Genomic DNA, 21,313 nt, shown 5'->3' on the forward strand with positions numbered 1-21,313 from the left:
ATATTCATTTCCCATAAAAACCAAGTATATAGAGTGTCTCCTCACCCTACATACTTGGTTTTTATCATGTTAACTAAAATCTACTGAAATAATTCAAAAAAATCGTGGAACGAAATTCAAATTGAATGATGTTCCACGATCCTTTTAAATTGTCAAACATGCTATGTATCTTCTTACCAAGCGAATAATCCGACAAACGCTGCAGTAAGTAATGATACTAATATACCTGCTAATAACATCATTGGTACGTATTTAGATACAAAATCTGATGTTTTTTGATCGACAATCCCTTTTAATGTTCCGACAATCATTCCGATTGTAGAGAAGTTAGCAAATGAAACTAAGAATGTTGAAATAACAGCTCTTCTGTGAGGGCTATATGAATCAACGACTTTACTAATTTCACCCATAACTACAAATTCATTAGTAACAATCTTCTTAGCCATTTGTTGAGCAACAATCCATGCTTCTCCCCATGGCAAACCAAGTAAAAGTGCAAATGGATACATAAATAAACCTAAAATTTGATTTAAACCGAAACTTCCTTTTACGCCTATCCATCCACCGACTAGACCTGTAATTAAGTTTATAAAGCGATCAATTAAGTCTGCTAAAGCAACAAAACTAATTACAAATGCAATGATGATTAATACTAATTTACCTGCATTAAGTACAGAATCACCTAAAAATGAGAAGAAAGGTTGACGTTCTACCGTTTCATTATTTTTGATGCTATAAATGATGTCTTCCTGTTCTTCAACACTTACCGGATTCAAAATTGAAGATACAATTATCGCATTAATAATATTTAGCGGTATCGCTGTTAATACGAGATCACCCGGTATCATTTGAACGTATGCACCAACAATAGCTCCAGAGATTGAACTCATTGACATCATAGCCACTGTTAATACACGCATTTCATTCATACGTTTCAATTGTTCGTTTGATACAGCTAAAGCTTCAGTATTACCTAAGAACATCATTTCGATGCCAAAGAATGATTCAAATTTAGGCTGACGCGTAATTTTCGCTAGCACCCAACCAATACCACCTATAATTTTAGGTAAAATATTGAAATACATTAATATGTCAAATAATGGTACTACAAGCAGAATTGGGAAGAGTGCGCTAATCGCCATATCCATCTGTTTACCGCTAGTGAAACTGCTGAATGCAAAGCCAGTTCCAGTATGCGCTGATTGAATTACCCATGCAATTGCTGAAGCTAATCCTTCTACAATCGTTCTCCCGATTTGGAAATAGACGAAGAACCATGCTAAAAACAAGTTTAATACTACAAGAATTAAAATAGATTTCCATTGGATGTTTTTGCGATCTCTTGAAAATATAACTGCAATTCCCAAAAATGCAAGTAACCCAATGATGTTAACCAATAAAAACATAAGGCACCTACCTGATTAATTTTTTTGCCATTAATATCATAGCATGTCTATACAACAGAACCGTACTTTATTCACTAATTAACCCCAAAAGTTCTGTTAATAATATATTTTTAATTATACCATGAGGTAATGTTCGAGAAAATAAAGATTTTTTAAATAGTACAATAGAAAGCACTAGAGTTAAATTTACTGCTCTAGTGCTTTCTACTTTCAATTTAATTATGATTTTTTCTCAATATCTTTATAAATATAATCACCAATATATTGAGATGCTTTTCCATTTTCTATAGAACAAAAATCATTATAAAATGATTCTATCTTATCTTGATATTTCACTTTATGTTGATCAATTTGTTTTAACTCTTCAGCTAATTTAAACTCGTCTGTAATAATTTCACCTGGTAGGTCGTTCATGTAATCCATGTAGAAACCACGAAGTCCTTTATCATATTTTTCTATATCGTATGCAAAGAAAAATTGTGGACGCTTCAAGATACCAAAGTCAAACATAACAGAAGAATAATCAGTAACTAATGCATCAGAAATTAAGTATAATTCCGAAATGTCATTATAATTTGATACATCAATCGCAAAGTCATCATATCCATGTAAATCTAAGGCATTCGCAATTAGATAATGCATTCTTAATAAGATGACATACTCATCTCCTATTTCTTTTTGAAGATTAGCTAAATTAATTTTAAAATCAAATAAGTATTGTCCCTTTTTCACAAACTCATCGTCTCTCCAAGTTGGAGCATACATGATAACTTTCTTATCTGCAGGTAAATTCAAATCACGCTTAATTTGTTCAATATATTCAGTGTCATTTTGACGGTTAACTAATACATCATTTCTCGGATAACCAATCTCCCAAATACGGTCTTCATCCATCCAAAATGCTGATTTAAAAATATCAGAAGAATATCTATTTGGTGATACTAAACGATCCCAACGTGATGCTTCAGCATAGAAGTTCTTCTTATAGTTTGCAGTTGTCGTGCCAGGCATTCTAACCACTTTCATATCATTAGCTAAACGTTTTAATGGTGTTCCGTGCCAAGTTTGGATATACATTTGATTCTCTTTTTTATTTAAATATAAAGGTGATCTAGCGTTTGTAACCCAATATTTCGCTTTAGCATAGGCATCATAATAAGCTTGAGATCCTTTTTTCACTTTAGTAGCATTACCTGGAATATTGTTATTTTCTGGTTTTGAAAAGACCCAAATATAATTTAAATGAGGATAATGTTTTTGCATGTATTCATAAATATATTTAGGACTATCGCTATAATTTTTACCACCAAACGCTTCAAATACAATTGTATTCGGGTCAACTAAGTCTTCATTATCACTCAGTTGATATTTTGAGCGTTCTTTCATCTTGCTATTTAACACAATATTTTTAACTAAACGTGTTTTATTTCGTAAGTCATTAACATATTTGGCATTTTCAACATCATCCATTGATAAGAATAATATTTCTAAATTGTATAATACTTTCCCATCTTTTAGGATGTTCCATTTTAAAGCTTTAACAATTTTAATAAGCGCATCTTCAAGTGACACATATCGAGATTTTATATCTCTAAGTGCAGGATCAAATCCACTTTTAATTTCATTTTTCATTCGTTGAATGAGGAAATTTTTAATTCGCTTATCATTCGTTCTTTGCATAGCATCAAAGAAACTATTAACATGATCTTCAAATCTATTTGTAAAATCTTGATTACTTAATGTATTACCATAAAATGGATCGTATACCTCACCACGATAATAGAATGGGAAGTTGGTAATTCTAACAAAACGCTCCGCATATTTTAAGTACTCAAGCACAAATGACGTATCTGCATAAATATCTAATGATTCATTAAATTGAATCTGATGCGCTTTAATAATGGCATTTTTAAATAAAATATTACATGCTGATTCTTTTCTCAAAATTGCATTTGGCCTTTTTTGATGAGAAGCATATTGCAAACGTACTTTATCTTTATCTACATACTGTGGTCGTTGACTTCTAAATTTATGAATTGGTGCAATCAGTGTATCTAAACCATTCACATGTTGAAGATAGTAATCAACAGCATATGAGGCCAATTGATCATCGGCATCTAGGAATAGTACGTATTGACCATGCGCTTGTTCCAAAGCTACATTTCGTGCATGTGCATGTCCAGTATTCTCTTGCAATTGAATGAAGTGAACGTCTTTATCATATGATTTTAATACTTCTTGTAAGATTTCTGTTGAGCGATCAGTTGAACCATCATCGACAACAATAATGTCAAAATCTTGATTTCTCTGGCTTTTTAAACTGTGAATACACTCACTAATATAATCTTCATTATTAAAATACGTAATAATAATCGATAATTTATTCAATATATTTCTCTCCAATTTTCTATTTATTCTCCGCATGTGTTACGTCATCGATGAGTGATTGATAATTATTTGATGCTTGTTCTACACTAAATTTTTCACTTAATTTTACATCTTTGAAATGAATATTTCTAGCCATTTCCATTGCATCCGCAAACCCTTCGATGTCATCTTTTTTCACAAGTATACCATTTTCATGATTAGTAATTAACTCACTCGGTCCATAACGTACGTTATATGAGATAACAGGGCAACCGCTGTTTATACTTTCCATAATCGATAACCCAAAGCCTTCATACCGACTTGTCAATAGTGAAGCTATCACTTTTGAAAAGACTTCTTTAGGATGATTAGTGTGTCCTTTGAATATTACTTTATCTTCTAGTTGAAGTGTTTTAACCAATTGCTTCAATTTGTTTAAATTACCCTCTTTATCTTTTCCATATACAAGCAACGTAGATGAATAACCTTTTTTCAAATAAATATCAAACGCTTTGATAATATGATCAATTTGTTTTTCTTGAGCCAATCTACCAATAAAGCAAAATTGATCTTCTACATCATCTCGACTATTTGATTGCGCTATGCTGACAAAATGAGGTATGACATCTATTTTATTATCATCTATGCCAAACTGTGATTGAATATCATGTTTTTGATATTCTGTTAAAACTATATATTTATCGATTATTTCTTGTTTATCTAGTGCTAATTTATATGAATGACGAACTTTATTACCTTGTAAATGATTGCTATGAAACATTAATATGCGCTTAATGTTATTTTCACAATCAATCAATGGTCTGTCGAGTAAGCGTGCATCATTAAATACAACACTTCCATTAGGTAAAACATGGTTATAATAATAAGTAAATAACGCTTTTTCATTATTAAAGGTGCGCGTCTCACCGTGCATTGATAGATGTTGAATATCAATCAATTTGTTCTTTTCATCGTTCGTAAAATGTTTCTTTAAATAAACGTTACCCTTTTTATCATAATATTCTTCCATTGTTTTGATTGCCCTTACATCATCAAAGTAATCAATTTTATGTAATCTGCCATTTAGCGTGAATGCCTTACGTTTAGATACCTTTTGTGAATTAGGAGTGATTGTATCTTCAAACTTCATAATCTGTCTATTCGCATAATATTTGCGAAATAACACATAAACATTATCTTTATAGTATTTTACGTTATCGCCTTCTTGAATGGCCTCTAACCCACGTATTTTAACTTTAGTTTGAATTGGTAACTTTCTAAATAATCTGGGTTCAACTGGTTCCTCTAATAAATTATAATTCGCAAGCCAATCGTATATGTTGTCTAATTTTGTATTCTCAGTTATTAATTCTTTATTCCTAAAAATTCGATATACATTTTTATAATTAGCGTTATAGTTCGTCGTTAGAATTGTAGAATTTTCTCCCAATTGAGTTTCTAAAAACTTTACTCTATGTAACAAAGATTTTGTTCTTCCACCATGTGTAGGAGGTAAGGTGGAAGTTATTGTATATAACATAATTATGCTCCAATCTTAAGTTTTAAAGTGTGAGACTGTATACTCACATACGTCATTTAATTATTGATGATTATTTCACAGTTAACTACATAAGACAAAACATATCCTTCATTTTTTCTTATTAAAAAAGTAGTTGGAGCTAACATAAGTCCCAACTACCTAATATTCATTACTCGGTTAAATTTTGAGTAGTAACAAACTGATGGTATTTTTCGTGATTTCTCATTAATTCAGCATGTGTACCTTCACCTGTTATCTTACCTTGATCTAGGAATATGATTTTGCCTGCTTTTTTTATAGTTGAGAGACGATGTGCAATAACAATAGTGGTTCTTCCTTCCATAAGAATTTCTAATGCCTCTTGGATTTTTTGTTCGCTCTCACTATCTAAATTTGCGGTAGCTTCATCTAATAATAAAATATCAGGATTTTTCACAAAACTGCGTGCAATATCGATACGTTGTCTTTGACCACCAGATAACTTCAGACCACGTTCACCTACTAACGTGTCATAGCCATCATCAAACTGCATAATAAAGTCGTGACAATTCGCTAACTTAGCATACTTAATCAATTCTTCATCCGACACTTCACGGTTTATACCATATAAAATATTGTCACGTATCGTACCACTCATCATAGAATTCGATTGCATTACATAACCAATCTTGTTTCGCCAATTTGTAATTGGAACATCATAAATACTTTGCGTTCCATATTTAATATCTCCAGATTCAATGTCATACATACGTTCAATCAAATTGAAAATTGTACTTTTTCCTGAACCCGACGGACCAACAAATGCGCTCACCTCTCCTTGAGGTATACGGAAAGATACGTTACTAAGAATCGTTTTAATATCATATTTAAAATCAACATTTTCAAATGACAATTCACCATCGTTAATTGAGATATCTTCTATAGGTTGTAAATCTTCCATTGGTTCAATAGGTTCTTGCATGATTTCAAAGATTCTACTACTTGCACCAACTGCTTTTTTATAATCTGTAACTAAGGTTGAAAGATTCATTAATGGCATAGATAACTGCATCACATAAAAAATCATCGCAATTAACGCACCAGCTGTTATCGCACCTGTAGCTATCCTTATCGCACCGAATCCTAATATAACTGTGATCATTAATAACATAATCACACTTGAAATAGGTTGAATGACAGCTGTAATTTTTGCTTGTCGCAAACCTAAATTATAAATCTCACGTAAATTACTGTGCGCGTTGTTTAGTTCTTGCCTTTCTGTATTCGATACTTTTACTAAACGCATCTCAGTTAACACACGACCTAGCAAACCACTAAAGTTAGCAATTTCAGTTTGTGTGTTCATTGATATCTTTTGCATTTTGCGACCTAATGGAATCATTATTGCCATAAATATCGGAATTGCAATAAATGTTAATAATGTCATTTGCCAGTCCATAATAAACAACATAACTATGGATCCAATGAGTGTAATTACTGCGGGAAGTAATTGTGGCAATTTCTGTGAAATAAATTCATTTATAACCTTAGTATCGTCTGTCAAACGACTCATTAACTGCCCACTTTCATTCTTATCAAAAAAAGGCATTTTTAATTTAATGATATGTTCCCAAAGTATTGATCGAATATCGTAAATCATTTTTTCACCAATTTTACTTAGTAGATAAATACCAATACCACTTAGTAGTGCATTAGCTATAAATATTCCTGCAAATAAAAGAACGATATTCCAGTTGATACTACTTGTTGAGAATTTATCAACTAATCGTCCGGTAAATAGAGGAATTAATAGACCACTAATACTCCCTAGCGAAGAAATAATGATTGCCGCAATAATCAGTCCATATGGCCACGACAATCGTTTAAATAAGAAAAATAACGGATTTCGTCCTTTCATAAATTAGCCCTCTTTTTATATTCATTTTAAAAATTTAATTATCTTATTTTCCAAGTATAAAGCTTTAACAAATAAATTCATATAAACAAATTTATATGATAAAATATTTTAGTTGAAATTTTGAAAAAGGAAAGATAAGAATGAAACGAAACTTAATAATTACCTTTGCTCTACTTTTAACCATTGTTATTATAGCACCTAACTCCTACGCTTCCGAATATGAACCAACACCTACTGAAATTGCTAGACAATATGGTTACCCGAATGTAACAGATGCCTATCAACCTGAAGGTAGCATAAATGTAAGTCAAACCGGGCAAATTTTGTACGACTATCAATCTAACCAAAAATGGTACCCCGCTTCAATGACGAAGCTAATGACAATGTATCTTACACTTGAAGCCGTGAATAAAGGTGAGCTTTCTTTAAATGACAAAGTACATATTACGGACAAACATTATCGCATGTCAACTTTACCAGAATTAAGTAATACGAAATTATATGCTGGTGAAACATATACAATTAGCGAGCTACTCCAAATTACAGTTTCTAACTCAAGTAACGCTGCAGCTTTAATTTTAGCTGATGAGGTTTCGGGAAATGTGAATGATTTTACTGATTTAATGAATAAGAAAGCTAAAGCATTAGACATGTCAAACACACATTTCGTAAACCCAACAGGTGCTGAAAACAAGCAATTAAAAGAATTTGCGCCATCAAAATATAAAAACCAAGACAATACTACTTCCACTGCGAAAGATTTTGCAATTTTAGATCAGCATATCATCAAAGAGACTCCTAAGATATTACATTTCACTAAACAACTTGCTCCTACACAACACGGTGTCACATATTATACATTCAATCATTCATTAGAAGGAGCCAAAATGAGTTTGCCGGGTACAGATGGTTTTAAGACTGGCTCAAGTGATGTTGCAGATTATAATCACACGATTACAACTAAACGTAACAACTTCCGCATTAACCAAGTTATTATGGGAGCAGGAGATTACGTGAATTTAGGTGGAGAAAAGCAACGTAATATGATGGGAAATGCCATGATGAACAGTTCTTTCGATCAATACAGTTATAAAAAGGTACTTTCAAAAGGTACACATAAAATCAATGGCAAAAAATACTATGTCAAAGACAACTTATATGATGTAGTACCTGAAGGTATGAATAAAAAAGATTATAAATTTATCGTTAAAGATGGTTCAATTCATCTTGACTACAATCGTCAATTTCTTACAAAAGATGATAGACCTCCAAAAGTTGAAGTAACGAAACCTCTATTGCACAAAGCAAATACCATTGCTCAAACGACGTGGAAAGAGCATCCAGTGGTTACTTTTGTCGCATTAGCATTATTAGCAATTGCATTTATACTTATTGTACGTTCAATTATTCATTTATTATTTAAACGTAAATAAAGTGATTGATAACTCTTTGACTATATAGTAACAATATCTTTTACTTTCATTATTAATATAAAAAACCTAAGTGCTATATCATTTAGGTAAGAAATTCTAAAATGTAAAACAATTAAGAATTACTTTAAAGAACTGCTATAGAGACGTCACCTCAGGAACGTGAAGTAACTTAAGTTAAACAAAGAAGCCAGCAAATGAATTCAAAAAGTTCATTTGCTGGCTCTTTTAATAGGATTAAGACCTTATATTTTTAATTATTTAGCGTCTTTGCCATATAATTCTTGTTTAATCTTAGTTGTTGAAATACCTTCAGTACGTTTTAAGTATACGACTTCACATTTATCTTTTAAGAAGTCGAATTCACCTTCCCAGTCATGTCCCATTACAAAGACATCTACTTCAAAGCGATCCACGTCAATTTCTTTTTGACCCCAATCATTCTCAGGAATAACTAAATCAACATAACGAATTGATTCTAACATCATTTTACGTTGTTCATAATCATAATATGACTTTTTATTCTTAATTTGATTGAATTCATCTGAAGATAAAGCAACTATTAAATAATCGCCCATTTCACGCGCTCTTCTTAGTAATTCAATATGACCATAGTGTAATAAGTCATAAGTACCATAAGTAATAACTCTTCTCATAAACGCTATCTCCTTAACATAATTTTTAACATTTTTTCATAATCTTAATTTAGCATAAATAAAATTTACATACCATTAATTTTATAAGTTATACTACACTATCTTTTTAAAGTACGCTTAACTAACTGTTTACTGCTAAAGGCAAATTTTTTAGGGATAACTTGTGCTTGAAAACGAAAATATACTGGTCTTCCAATACCAACATCGATAAGCGTTTGACGCCACTTCTCGTAAGTGTCACGTGTCCAATTTGTTGCACCTTGCTCAACTGCTTGAATGATTCTAAACAACGCATCGCCAGAGTAGTTCGTATGTTGCATATCTTTAATGTAATGCGTGACCTTATCAATAAATTCAGGTGTAACTTTACTGTATTTTAATAAGTAAGCTTGGATAAGATAACTAACAATTAAATCATCCATTCGATAACTATAGTATGCTTTCTCATTTGTTAAAAGTAGCATCTCCATGACGCGCTGACGTACTCGTCGAGCATCTTCAATATAAGATATAAATGTATCAGCTCGTTTATCTGTGATTGAGCCTTCTTGCTCATTATAGCCATATATAATGAGTGGTAGTAATTGGATATCGCGCGCTGTTAAATAAGCTCGTGTGACAAAGGTATGCTCTTCACAAAATACAACGTCTTCATCAAAACGTAATACACTAAATTTAGAATTAAATAATTTTCCACCAGGACCAATAGATTGCAAAATTTCAGGCGCTTGAGCTAAAGATACTAGTGATTCACGATTCATTTCCTCATGTGTCGGTACAATTTTCCAATCTCCTTGGACACCTCTACCAATTTGACCAATGACGATATCAACCTCTTGATTACGTTCATAGTAATCTATCATCTTATCTAGTCTTCCCGGTAAAAATTGATCATCTGCATCTAAAAACATAAATGCTTCAACATCATCAGACATTGCAGCTAATCCAAAATTTCTACTTGCAGCTGCACCTTGATTATCTTGATTGTAAATCATAATATTTTTAACTTCTTTTTGTAATTGAGTGAGCTCATGTCTCGAATGGTCTGTAGAACCATCATTCACACAAATGATTTCAGTCTCATGTGTTGTATCGATAGATTTGATTGCTCTACGTATTGTCTTTTCTGCATTATATACAGGTATTATGATAGCTATTTTCATCTTTTCACCATCTTTTCAATAAATTCTGTAACGCGTCGAACACTATCTTCACAATTATACTTATGCCAATTTTTAAATAAAGGTTTGAACAAGGCAATATCATTTCTAATTTTTAAAATTAATTCTTCTTCTGTTGTTACTTTATATTGTTGTGGAATTGCTTTATAAAATTGGTTTAAGCCACGAATTTTATCATATTTATGCTCGTCGTACACATAAAATAATGTTGGTTTGTCTAATAAACTCGCCTCAATAGGTAATGAACTATAATCACTAATAATCACATCCGCCATAATCATCAATTCTTGTGTTGTGGCTATAGATTGACTTTTTGAAATAGATGGATGTAATTGATTAATCAATGTGTACTCGGGTAGCGCTTCTTCAAAGCGAGCAACATCTATTTGTCTATTGTTTTCAGAACCTTCACGATAAGTAGGAACATAGACCACCAATTTTTTATGAATATTATAATGCTTTTTCAAACGTTCTTGCTCGGCCTTAAGATTGAATTTTAAATATTTTGATAGACGTGGTAAACCGAGTGGCAATAATTGTTCTTCAGTAGCTTCAAATGACTCTTTAAAACATGTTCCCATCTCTTTACCACCAATAAGATAATAATCAGTCGCTTGATACACGCGTTGATATTGTCTAACCATGGTTACATTAGTCAAATCAACTTGATGATCAGTCAGCCCAAAATTTTTCAGTGCGCCAGATGCATGCCACGTTTGAATAATCGTTTGTGTCTTCTTCTTAGTATAACCACCTAGCATTAAATAATACGTATCGATTAAAATGACTTTCGAACTACTTAATGCTTTTATATGTTTGACGATATATTTGTTTCCTGCTGGTATGAAAGTAATGTTGTTAAGATGTTTCAGCCCATATTGTTCTTCAAATTTTGCAATTACAGTTATTTTGTAACCTTTATTGTCTAATTCGTTAATAATCGGCATGACATCTTCAGGAAATGTCATGAGTACCGTAATTTGCTTTTTATCAACTTGTCTACTTTTGTAAATAAAATTCAATAATGTAATCATCAACATATATACTTTTTTAATAATTAGTCGCATACATTTACCCCTCATATTTTCATTATAAAAATTACAAATCAAAAATTGTCATTATGCTGTATACACAAAGTCCTTGATAAACGCATCAACATTTATCAAGGACTTTAAATTATAAGAAATCTGCGAAATGATCACGATATCTTCGATGTAAAATTGAACCTAGAACAAAGAAAATTAAAATAACTATCACGTTATAAATTAATAATTTCCAATGTTCTATAAAGTACCATTCGTGGAATAAAATCGCTGCACGATATGATTCAGCCAAGAAATAAACTGGATTAAATTTAATAATTTCACCAATTGTTCCACCAATACCTGAATCTTTAGGTACCCATAAAATTGGAGACATATAGAATAAAATTCTTAGCAAAGCCTGCATGATCATTTGTGTATCCCGTACAATAATGCCGAGTGTCGACGTAAATAATGCAACAGATGCTGTAAAGAAAAATGTCATTGGTACATAAATTAATAATTGTACAATATGAATAGAAGGGAAAATACCATTAACGATACAAATTCCTATAATAATTAACAATAAACCTATATGACCATAAAAACGACTGGTTACAGTGTAAGTTGGTATGATAGAAAGTGGGAAATTCATCTTTGCCACTTGATTAAACTTCATAGATACTGATTTAGTACCTTCAAGAATACCTTGGTTTACGAAGAACCACATACTAATCCCTACAAGTAGCCAATAAATAAAAGGTATCCCATGAATAGGTTGGTTACTTCTAATCCCCATACCAAATACAAACCAGTAAACCATGATTTGTAATGCTGGATTCAGTAATTCCCATGCTACACCAAGATAGTTATTCGTATTCGTTATTTTAATTTGAAATTGTGCAAGTCTTTGCACTAAGTAAAAATTCTTGATATGTTCTTTAAAAACAGATCCTACTGCCGACATTGAAATTAACCACGCTTTCAATTAAATATCCACAATATATTTACATTTTTTATTTAAAATTAGGATAACTATATTATATATAACATTTTCTCAAAAGTTTAATATAATTATTACGTACATATAGTATTATTTTATATTGTAGAGAAGATTACTAGAAAATAAGAACCATAACTATGGACTTAATTTTCCAAAAAAAGTAAAACCTACCTATTGTTTACAAAAAGTTATTCAAAATCTCTTATACACTTTACACTAGGTTAATAAATTTAACAACTATTGTATGATGTATTATAATCTATATAAGTATTTATAAGGAAGGAAATATCATGAGCGTATCTGTAAATATAAAGAATGTGACAAAAGAATATCGCATTTATCGTAATAATAAAGAACGCATTAAAGATGCCTTAATCCCTAAAAATAAAAACAATACATTTTTCGCTTTAGATGATGTCTCTATAACAGCTCACGAAGGTGATGTTATAGGTTTAGTCGGCATTAACGGCTCAGGTAAATCTACATTAAGTAATATGATTGGTGGTTCTATTTCCCCAACTTCTGGAAATATTGAACGTAATGGTGAAGTCAGCGTCATCGCAATCAATGCAGGTCTGAATGGTCGTTTAACTGGTGTAGAAAATATCGAATTTAAAATGTTATGCATGGGATTCAAAAGAAAAGAAATCAAGCAACTTATGCCTCAAGTTATAGAATTTAGTGAACTCGGCGAATTTATCCATCAACCTGTTAAAAATTATTCAAGTGGTATGCGTGCTAAATTAGGATTCTCGATTAATGTTACAATTAATCCTGATATCTTAGTCATTGACGAAGCATTATCTGTTGGTGACCAAACTTTCACTCAAAAATGCTTAGACAAAATTTATGAGTTCAAAGAAGCGAATAAAACGATTTTCTTCGTAAGTCATAATATTCGCCAAGTCCGTGAATTTTGTACTAAAATTGCCTGGATTGAAGGCGGAAAGCTCAAAGAATACGGAGATTTAGAAGAGGTTCTTCCTAAATACGAGCAATTCTTAAAGGACTTTAAGAAAAAATCAAAAGCTGATCAAAAAGCATTTCGCAAAGATTTAGATGAAAAACGCTTTATTGTTAAATAGCGATAATTAAAATAAAAAATTTTAAAGGCGGATTCAGTCCTCTCGACTTGAATCCGCCTTCTTTATATTTAAAATAATTAGTATCAGATTAGCTACTTATTTTTGCTTTTTCATTTTTAGTTGTACTTTAAAAACTTTAAACATAAACTTAGGAATGCTACGCATACGTCCAATACGTTTCCAATCGATTAATAAACGATATACCCATTCGATATTTAATTTAATAAATAGTTTAGGGGCGCGTTTTTTTGTGCCACTATATATTTCAAATGAGCCGCCCACACCCATCATTACAACTCTTTTAAAGGTGTGTCGATGTTTTTGAATCCATTCTTCTTGTTTAGGGAAACCCATTCCTACAAATATATAATCAGGATTAAAACGTTTTATGCGCTTGATTACCGTCTCATCATTTAAATCTATATAACCATGATGGTAATTGAATTGCGCTTGAGGGTATTTGTGTTGTAAATTTTTATGTGCTAGTGTGACTACTTCATTTTTGGCACCAAGTAAATATACTTTTTGATAATTTGTATGGGCAATCTTTAAACAATGTTCCATTAATTCAATGCCCGGCACACGTCGTTTCAACGGTGTTCTCAAACGATTTGATGCTTTAATAACACCTGTGCCATCCGGGACAACAAAATCCGCACTATTAATTAACTGTTTATAAGTACTATGCTCTGACGCATAATCAACGATTTCTGGATTAGCTGTCACGATAAACAAATTATCCTCAGTCTCTTGTGAGAAAAATGTTTTGACATGTTCAATCATATCTAACATGGTTACATTATTAAATTGAACACCTAAAATATCCACTTTAGTCGCTGTTGTCTCTTTTTGATCATGCATTTAAGTAATCTCCTTACTGTCTAAACAATTTTCATATGCATATATTATATGAAAATAGAATCATAATAAATAACTATGTAGCTGCCTACATATATTTTCAAATGATTTATCTTCTTTTTTCAAGTTCTCTCATTAAAAGATACATCTAAAGTCTAAACGCTAAATCATCAAATTTACTTTATAATAAATACTATAATCTTACACTCGACGAGGTCAACTATGGTCTATTTAGAAAACTTTTTTACTACAACTATTAATTTAAATATATATTTAATCTGTATTATAGCAATTATCTATATTATGATTCATCAAAATAGACATCGTCAATTCAATCAATATTTAGATGTTTATTTAAACTATATTCCTGTACTTACACATGAATTCGGTCATGTATTATTCAATAAAATCAGTGGTGGACGTGCAAAAGATTTAGTCATCATCACACGGCCTTCGGAACGACTTCAAACGATGCAACAAGGCTATGCCATTACCCAATCCAAGGGGCTCATTGGACAATTCATTACTACTCTAGGTGGCTATATTATGCCTCCATTAATGCTTTTAATTGGTCTAAGTGCTGCGTATTATGGTCACCCTAGTTTGTTCTTAAGCGCTTATATCATAATTTTCATTTATTTTTTAATGCTTACATCACGCAAACTATCACCTATCATTGTACTAATTATATTTATTGCACTTCTATACTTCTTAGTACAACATGATAATCAATTATTATTTTATTATCTAGTCACATTTATTTATCACCTTATACTAGGTGTCTTATTAGGTGAAGTTTTACAATCAAGTTGGACGATATTCAAACTGACTTTTCAGCGACCAATTCCAAGTTGGGATGGACGCACATTGACAGAACTTACACGCATACCAACTTCCTTATTCAGTACATTATGGATAGCGATTAACATATTATCGATATACTTAATGCTTATCTTTACAATTTAATAAATTCATTCAAAAAATCTCCAATAAAAAGGTATTATTGAACCTTTTATTGGAGATTTTATTATCTGATTTAAACATGCTCTGCGAAAATATTCATTGCATTATCATAACTTAGTATCGTTACAATATCATTTCGTTTCACAATCATTACTTTATTTGTTTCATATTTAGTTACGATTTCAACATCATTTCCAATTGAAATATTCTTGCTAGAAAGGTATACTAAAAGTTCGGTCTTATCACGCACTCGCTTAATCGTCACTTTATCACCAGGTTCAAATTCTAATAAAGATACCGTGAATTTCTCTTCAAAATGCTGATTTCTAGGGATAATACCACCGTGTGGACATGTTTCAGGATAATCAAGTATCTTATCCAAGCGTTCTACAAATAAATCTGAAATGCGATGTTCCAAGATTTCCGCTTCTTGATGGACTTCTTCCCAATTATATTGTAAAACTTCTATTAAAAATAACTCCAACAGGCGGTGACGCTTAATGATATCCAACGTATGTTTCAAGCCTTCATCTGAGAGTTTCACACCTTTATAGTGTTTCGTTTCAACATAACCAGCCTTTTCCAAGCGTCCAACCATTTCACTAACTGAAGGAGGTTTTATATTTAAATACTGAGATAACTTTTTATTTGAGACAAAGGATGTATCCCCATCATTGGCTAATATTGCTTTTAGATAATCCTCTTTTTCTTCAGTTAACATCATTTCACCTCACCCATACATTCACTTTATTGTATCATGAATTGATAACGAATGTTATTCACCTTATTTAAACAAACCGTACCTTAATAAAAAAAGTGAGGCTAGGATAGAATTCCATTTGAATTCATTATCCCGACCACACTTTATTATATCTTCAATCATATTTATTAAGTTAGTCAGTTAAGCTATCAACGATAACCATTTCATCATAGTTTATCGCTTCTCTTAATTTCAATGCCGTACTTTCAGTAATCTCTCCATCGTCAGTTAAACTAGATAAAACACGGCGTTGTTCTCTTAAAGCATTTAATTTTATCTTCGTAATTGAATCTTCGGCACGCGTATTAAAGAAATTAGATGGCGATAAGTTATCTATTCTCATAAGATAACCGTCACAAATCATACCAACTTCTAATTTGTTATCTTCATTCGCTTCATCTACAAGACGACTAACAACATTATAATGAACAATCTTATTAATTTTAGAAAGTTCCATTAAGTTATCAGTAACACTTAATGATGATGCCGCATTGGTACGTGTACGTATACGACGTTTTAATAGTACAGCTCTCGCACCAACAATCATACGACGTATCAATGACGCTTGACGATACACTTGTGTACGTTCTGCATAACGCATGTAGTTTTCTAATACACTCGCAGTTATTTCACCATCATCGGCAAGTCGTTCTAACGTTTTCGTTTCAACCTTAAAAGCTAAACTCTGTAATCTTTCGAGTTCTTTTGAGTTCTCATCATCCTTTTCAACAGATTTCAAGAACGTTAATTTATCGTGATATTCTTTAATAACATTACCATAACGATAACTTGTTTCAAATGATAAATGATGATTCAAGTAATCTATGACATGTTCAAGAATATATATTCTAGCTTCTTTAAAATTCATACTTCCAATCTTAGCCTCAGGTGCACTAGATGTTACAAACGGCAATACAACTTGTGCAATCACAAGACTTATAATAACCATACCTGATGAAATAAATAGTAAATCATTACGATATGTAAACGCATGATGATCTGCTAAAAAGTATGGTAATGTTAATGCGATTGCTAACGAAATAGTTCCGTGCACGCCACATAGTGTCATGATAAGCGCATACATGCTTCGTTTAGGTGGCTTCTCTTTCTTCTTGTCTTCTCCTTCTTCATTCATTAATTTTTGGAAAGGACTGACAGATAAATAGAATAGAGGATAGAGCACATACACCCATATGAATCTAAATAAGTATACCGCTAACGCAACGAGTGCTGTTATCACAACTAAGAACAATAAATTGTGTGGTTCAGTCTTTACAATATTTCCAATTACTTCTGGAACTAAAAATCCTAATATTGAAAAAACAAAACCATTCAATGCATATCCTAAAATGTTCCAAGTGTGATTGTAACTCATTTGAAGTCGAGTACGTGTTTGAGCGATACGATCACGTTCAAAACCATGTACTAAACCTGCTACAACGGCAGCAATAATACCTGACGCATGAAACATTTCAGCAACAAGATAAGTAACAAATGGCGTTAATAGTTGTAAAAAAGTAAACATATTAATGTTTTCTATGCCACGTCTTGTAAGTGTTAAACGGAATCTAACAAGCGCAATACCAATAAGTAAACCAATAATCGCACCACCGATTGACGCGATTAGAAATTGTTGCACCGCTTCAAATAATGAGAATGAACCAGTAATTAAAACACCTACCGCTATTTTGAATGAGATGATACCTGCTGCATCATTAAGTAATGATTCACCTTCAAGGATAGTCATAGCACCTTTAGGTAAAACCTTACCTTTTGTAATAGCTTGCACTGCCACAGCATCAGTTGGACATAATATTGCGGCTACGGCAAAAGCTGCACCAATAGGAAGTGTCGGCCAAATCCAATTAATAAATAGACCTACACCAATAACAGTTGTAATAACGAGTCCTAAAGCCATTAATATCACTGGTTTAATATAACGACGTAAATGAGCTCTCGAAACGTTAACACCTTCCACAAAAAGTAACGGTGCAATCGTTGCCACCATAAAGAGTTCTGAATCGAAGTTAAATTCTACAGGTACCGGCGTTAAAAAGAGGAGCATTCCTAAAGCAATTTGAATGAATGCCAGAGGCACTTTGGGTAAAAAAGTATGAACAAAGGAGCTTACAATAACTACTGCTAGAAATATGAGAATCGTTTCAAATATTTCCAAACTTCCACCCCATTTTATACTTCATATTTAATTGGAGAAATAAGACTTGCCTAATATAAAAATAAGTTTTATGTCTATTTATATCCTGATAAAATACATCTTAAACTCACAATCGGTTAATTATAATTTTACCATTAAAGTTACAATGAATTAACTAACTTGCATTCATTTCTAATCTATTTTAATTAAATTGAAGACACTATAATTCACTTCTAAACCATACATACATTTTTCATTCCCTATTACAATAAAATTCAGTAATGGATTGAAATAGCGGTCCTTCCTCTTCTTTTATAAACGGAAGATTAATTTAGTTGACGTATTTTTAATCTTTACTAAAATTTTAACCGTATAACAATTCTATTTTAAGGAGTTAAAATTATGAATATATTTTCAGAAAAGGAAAAACTCAAATTATTATCAGATATCGTAGCAATTAATTCGGTGAATGATAATGAAATTGAAGTTGCAACTTATTTGAAGGACTTATTTGAAGCGCACCATATTAACGCAGAAATTGATGTTATTGAAGGTAAACGTGCTAACTTAATTGCTACAGTCGGAAGTGGTAGTCCAGTTGTTGCAATTTCAGGTCACATGGATGTTGTATCGGAAGGTGATCAAAACGATTGGGACTATCCACCATTTCAAATGACTGAAAAAGATAATCGATTATTCGGTCGTGGTACCTCAGACATGAAATCTGGACTTATGGCTTTAGCTATTACGATGATTGAGTTGAAAGAGAATGATGCACTACCTCATGGTACGATAAAATTTTTGGCAACTGTCGGCGAAGAAAAGGAACAACTTGGTTCCGCACAATTGTATAAGAAAGGTTATATGAATAATGTTGATGCTTTGATAATTGCCGAACCATCTGAAACGAATATTGTTTTTGCTCATAAAGGATCGATGGATTATAAAATCACTTCTAAAGGAAAGGCCGCACACAGCTCTGTACCTGTCGTAGGATTTAATGCAATTAAACCATTAATTCAATTTATACAAGATATCGATACAGAATATGAACGTATTTCGAAAGAATTAAAAAGCGAAAAGCTAGATTTCTCACATCTTATCAAACACATTCAATCACAATTACAACAAGAAAACAATTTAGATGAAGAAGAAGTTGAACGTGTGATTTCTGGACTTGTTATTAGCAATACTATTTTACATGGTGGGAACCAAGTCAATTCAGTTCCTGATACTGCAACTGCTGAATTTAATATTAGAACGATTCCAGAATATGATAACGAAAAAGTTAAATCACTATTCAAAACGTATTTAGAAGAAGTTAATAAGCAAGGCGGACAGTTAGAAGAAGATTTATACTTAGATTTAGATCCAGTATTAACAACTGGAGATAATCAATTAATTAAGATTGGGCAACGCGTAGCTAAACAAATATTTGGAGAGGATATTGTCGCATCACCAACCGTTGGTGTAACAGATGCTTCCAATTTATTGCGCGATAAAGATGAACACTTTTCTTTCCTAATGTTTGGACCAGGAACAGTACCTCATCAAATAAATGAATATGTCGAAAAAGAGAAATATCTTCGTTTTATCGATTACTATAAGGAATTGCTTATAACTTATTTAAAGGAATATAAGTAACTAGCGATCATCTTAAACTAATATTTATACTGAGAAAACTTTATATTTAAACGTGTATGTTATCCTTTAGTTGAGTCTTACATTCATAGGAGGATATCATGAAAATTTCATGGATTTTTTGGTGGATAATAAGTGCGTTTGAAGTTTTAAGTTTTTTAGGATTTGCATTTTTACTTTGGCAACGATCTGCAGATGCAGCAGGTGTTATACAAACTACCGAAGTCAAATGGATTAATATTGCTGTATTGGGATTAGCATATCTAATTCCATTCTTGATACAAATCGTATGGCTAATTGTTAATCTCATTTATTCAAAACGCAAACAAGCAACAATTTAGATTATTTACTAAGTTAACGCAAATTAAGTAGATGTGAGGGATTAAGGCAATGAATCTAAACATTCTGTCCAACTCCCTCTTCTTTTTTATTTAATCAACCTTGTTCTGAACCCTCTTCTTTTTACATTTTCCCTTTTATATTTTAAATTGTTTCACTAATTTTTTTTATGAATTTACTTAAATCATTAGAAATAGGGTATGATTCAACAAATAATATAAAAATACAACTGTCTACTTTTAATATACTTATTACCTTAAATAAGGGGTGTAAAGAATGTATGTTCCTAAATATTATGAAATGAAGGATTTCAAACAAATTAAGCACTTTATGATAGAACATAATTTCATTACCATTATCACTACTGACAATTCTGTACCAATAGCCACGCATTTACCTGTTATCGTCGAGGAACACGATAATCATTTATATGTGTCTGGGCACTTTTCTAAGAAAAATAAGCAATGGACATCGATTAAAAATAATGAAGATATACTTATGATATTTCACGGTCCGCACGCTTATATTTCATCTACTTGGTATGAAACAGAGGATGTACCAACATGGGATTATCAAATTGTACATACTTATGGCTGTGGTGAGCTATTAGATGAGGAAACGCTTATCACTGATTTATCCAAGTTGCTGTATAAATATGAACAACATCGTTATAATGGCGCAACATGGAATAATATTTCTGACCAAACAAAGCAACAAATCCACGGCATTGTTGGTTTTAAAGTTAAAATTAACAAAATTGAAGCTTCATACAAATTGAGTCAAAATCGCCCTCAAAAAGACAGGGAGAATATTACAAGACACCTTTCAGATAGTAGTAACACGATGCATAATAGTTTAGCTAAAGAAATAGATACGAATTAGAATCAAATTCATGTCATATTATATAGAAGTCCTTTATGATGAATAAATTTAAATTTGTTCTTCTTATATGCTCTTTTTTACTAATGATTGCAACCTTGTTCTTTTGGACATTATTTCTGCCACCATTG

At 31.7% G+C, this 21,313-nt stretch carries 17 protein-coding genes; 6 read left to right on the top strand and 11 right to left on the bottom strand.

Annotated features, from left to right (window positions below; all coding sequences use genetic code 11):
• Positions 1–173: 173 nt before the first annotated feature.
• From BDW31_RS08455 to BDW31_RS08470, 4 genes are all read right to left on the bottom strand, one after another.
• Entirely contained in the window at positions 174–1,406 is a 1,233-nt protein-coding gene (locus tag BDW31_RS08455; RefSeq protein WP_053024952.1) for a NupC/NupG family nucleoside CNT transporter, read from the bottom strand.
• A 219-nt stretch (positions 1,407–1,625) separates the two neighbouring features.
• Positions 1,626–3,794 carry a bifunctional glycosyltransferase/CDP-glycerol:glycerophosphate glycerophosphotransferase gene (locus BDW31_RS08460; RefSeq protein WP_110709522.1) on the bottom strand — a complete coding sequence of 723 codons (2,169 nt, stop codon included), beginning with the start codon at positions 3,792–3,794 and terminating at the stop codon, positions 1,626–1,628.
• Between the two features lie 19 nt (positions 3,795–3,813).
• Positions 3,814–5,313 (bottom strand): glycosyltransferase, encoded by a 1,500-nt coding sequence (locus BDW31_RS08465; protein ID WP_110709524.1) that lies wholly within the window; start codon positions 5,311–5,313, stop codon positions 3,814–3,816.
• 169 nt (positions 5,314–5,482) lie between these two features.
• A complete protein-coding gene (locus tag BDW31_RS08470) occupies positions 5,483–7,210 on the bottom strand; it encodes an ABC transporter ATP-binding protein (RefSeq protein WP_110709526.1) in 1,728 nt (575 codons plus the stop codon).
• Positions 7,211–7,350: 140 nt separating this feature from the next.
• Here BDW31_RS08470 and pbp4 point away from each other — a divergent pair, with 140 nt between their 5' ends.
• Complete coding sequence (gene pbp4, locus BDW31_RS08475) at positions 7,351–8,643, top strand: penicillin-binding protein PBP4 (RefSeq protein WP_053024955.1); 1,293 nt, start codon at positions 7,351–7,353, stop codon at positions 8,641–8,643.
• Positions 8,644–8,897: 254 nt separating this feature from the next.
• Here pbp4 and tagD read toward each other — a convergent pair whose 3' ends face one another.
• The 4 genes from tagD to BDW31_RS08495 all read right to left on the bottom strand — a co-directional run bounded on the left by tagD (position 8,898) and on the right by BDW31_RS08495 (position 12,466).
• Positions 8,898–9,296, bottom strand: a complete 399-nt coding sequence (tagD, locus tag BDW31_RS08480) for a glycerol-3-phosphate cytidylyltransferase (RefSeq protein ID WP_011276515.1) — start codon at positions 9,294–9,296, stop codon at positions 8,898–8,900.
• Positions 9,297–9,394: 98 nt separating this feature from the next.
• A complete protein-coding gene (locus BDW31_RS08485; protein ID WP_053024956.1) occupies positions 9,395–10,459 on the bottom strand; it encodes a glycosyltransferase family 2 protein in 1,065 nt (354 codons plus the stop codon).
• Positions 10,456–11,544, bottom strand: coding sequence for a teichoic acid glycerol-phosphate primase TarB (tarB, locus tag BDW31_RS08490; RefSeq protein ID WP_110709528.1), 1,089 nt, complete (start codon positions 11,542–11,544; stop codon positions 10,456–10,458). The genes BDW31_RS08485 and tarB overlap by 4 nt, the downstream gene beginning before the upstream one ends.
• Positions 11,545–11,653: 109 nt before the next feature.
• Entirely contained in the window at positions 11,654–12,466 is an 813-nt protein-coding gene (locus BDW31_RS08495) for an ABC transporter permease (protein WP_037548273.1), read from the bottom strand.
• A gap of 326 nt (positions 12,467–12,792) precedes the next feature.
• On the opposite strand from BDW31_RS08495, the gene tagH reads away from it, so the two are divergent.
• The gene (tagH, locus tag BDW31_RS08500) at positions 12,793–13,587 is read left to right on the top strand and encodes a teichoic acids export ABC transporter ATP-binding subunit TagH (protein WP_053024958.1); all 795 of its coding nucleotides are present in this window, start codon (positions 12,793–12,795) and stop codon (positions 13,585–13,587) included.
• A gap of 96 nt (positions 13,588–13,683) precedes the next feature.
• Here tagH and tarA read toward each other — a convergent pair whose 3' ends face one another.
• On the bottom strand, positions 13,684–14,448 hold the full coding sequence (tarA, locus tag BDW31_RS08505; protein ID WP_053024959.1) for an N-acetylglucosaminyldiphosphoundecaprenol N-acetyl-beta-D-mannosaminyltransferase TarA: 765 nt from the start codon (positions 14,446–14,448) through the stop codon (positions 13,684–13,686).
• Positions 14,449–14,667: 219 nt separating this feature from the next.
• Here tarA and BDW31_RS08510 point away from each other — a divergent pair, with 219 nt between their 5' ends.
• A complete protein-coding gene (locus BDW31_RS08510; protein WP_037548268.1) occupies positions 14,668–15,411 on the top strand; it encodes a M50 family metallopeptidase in 744 nt (247 codons plus the stop codon).
• 70 nt (positions 15,412–15,481) lie between these two features.
• Here the strand turns inward: BDW31_RS08510 and BDW31_RS08515 are convergent, their stop codons facing one another.
• Entirely contained in the window at positions 15,482–16,129 is a 648-nt protein-coding gene (locus tag BDW31_RS08515; protein WP_110709530.1) for a metal-dependent transcriptional regulator, read from the bottom strand.
• Between the two features lie 172 nt (positions 16,130–16,301).
• Positions 16,302–18,344 carry a cation:proton antiporter gene (locus BDW31_RS08520; RefSeq protein WP_053024960.1) on the bottom strand — a complete coding sequence of 681 codons (2,043 nt, stop codon included), beginning with the start codon at positions 18,342–18,344 and terminating at the stop codon, positions 16,302–16,304.
• 381 nt (positions 18,345–18,725) lie between these two features.
• Here BDW31_RS08520 and BDW31_RS08525 point away from each other — a divergent pair, with 381 nt between their 5' ends.
• From BDW31_RS08525 to BDW31_RS08535, 3 genes are all read left to right on the top strand, one after another.
• Positions 18,726–19,967 (top strand): ArgE/DapE family deacylase, encoded by a 1,242-nt coding sequence (locus tag BDW31_RS08525; protein WP_053024961.1) that lies wholly within the window; start codon positions 18,726–18,728, stop codon positions 19,965–19,967.
• 98 nt (positions 19,968–20,065) lie between these two features.
• Positions 20,066–20,305, top strand: coding sequence for a DUF3923 family protein (locus BDW31_RS08530; RefSeq protein ID WP_037548251.1), 240 nt, complete (start codon positions 20,066–20,068; stop codon positions 20,303–20,305).
• 274 nt (positions 20,306–20,579) lie between these two features.
• Entirely contained in the window at positions 20,580–21,185 is a 606-nt protein-coding gene (locus tag BDW31_RS08535) for an FMN-binding negative transcriptional regulator (protein ID WP_037548249.1), read from the top strand.
• Positions 21,186–21,313 lie beyond the last annotated feature (128 nt).

The organism is Staphylococcus sp. AtHG25 (assembly GCF_003217445.1).
GTDB lineage: Bacteria > Bacillota > Bacilli > Staphylococcales > Staphylococcaceae > Staphylococcus > Staphylococcus haemolyticus.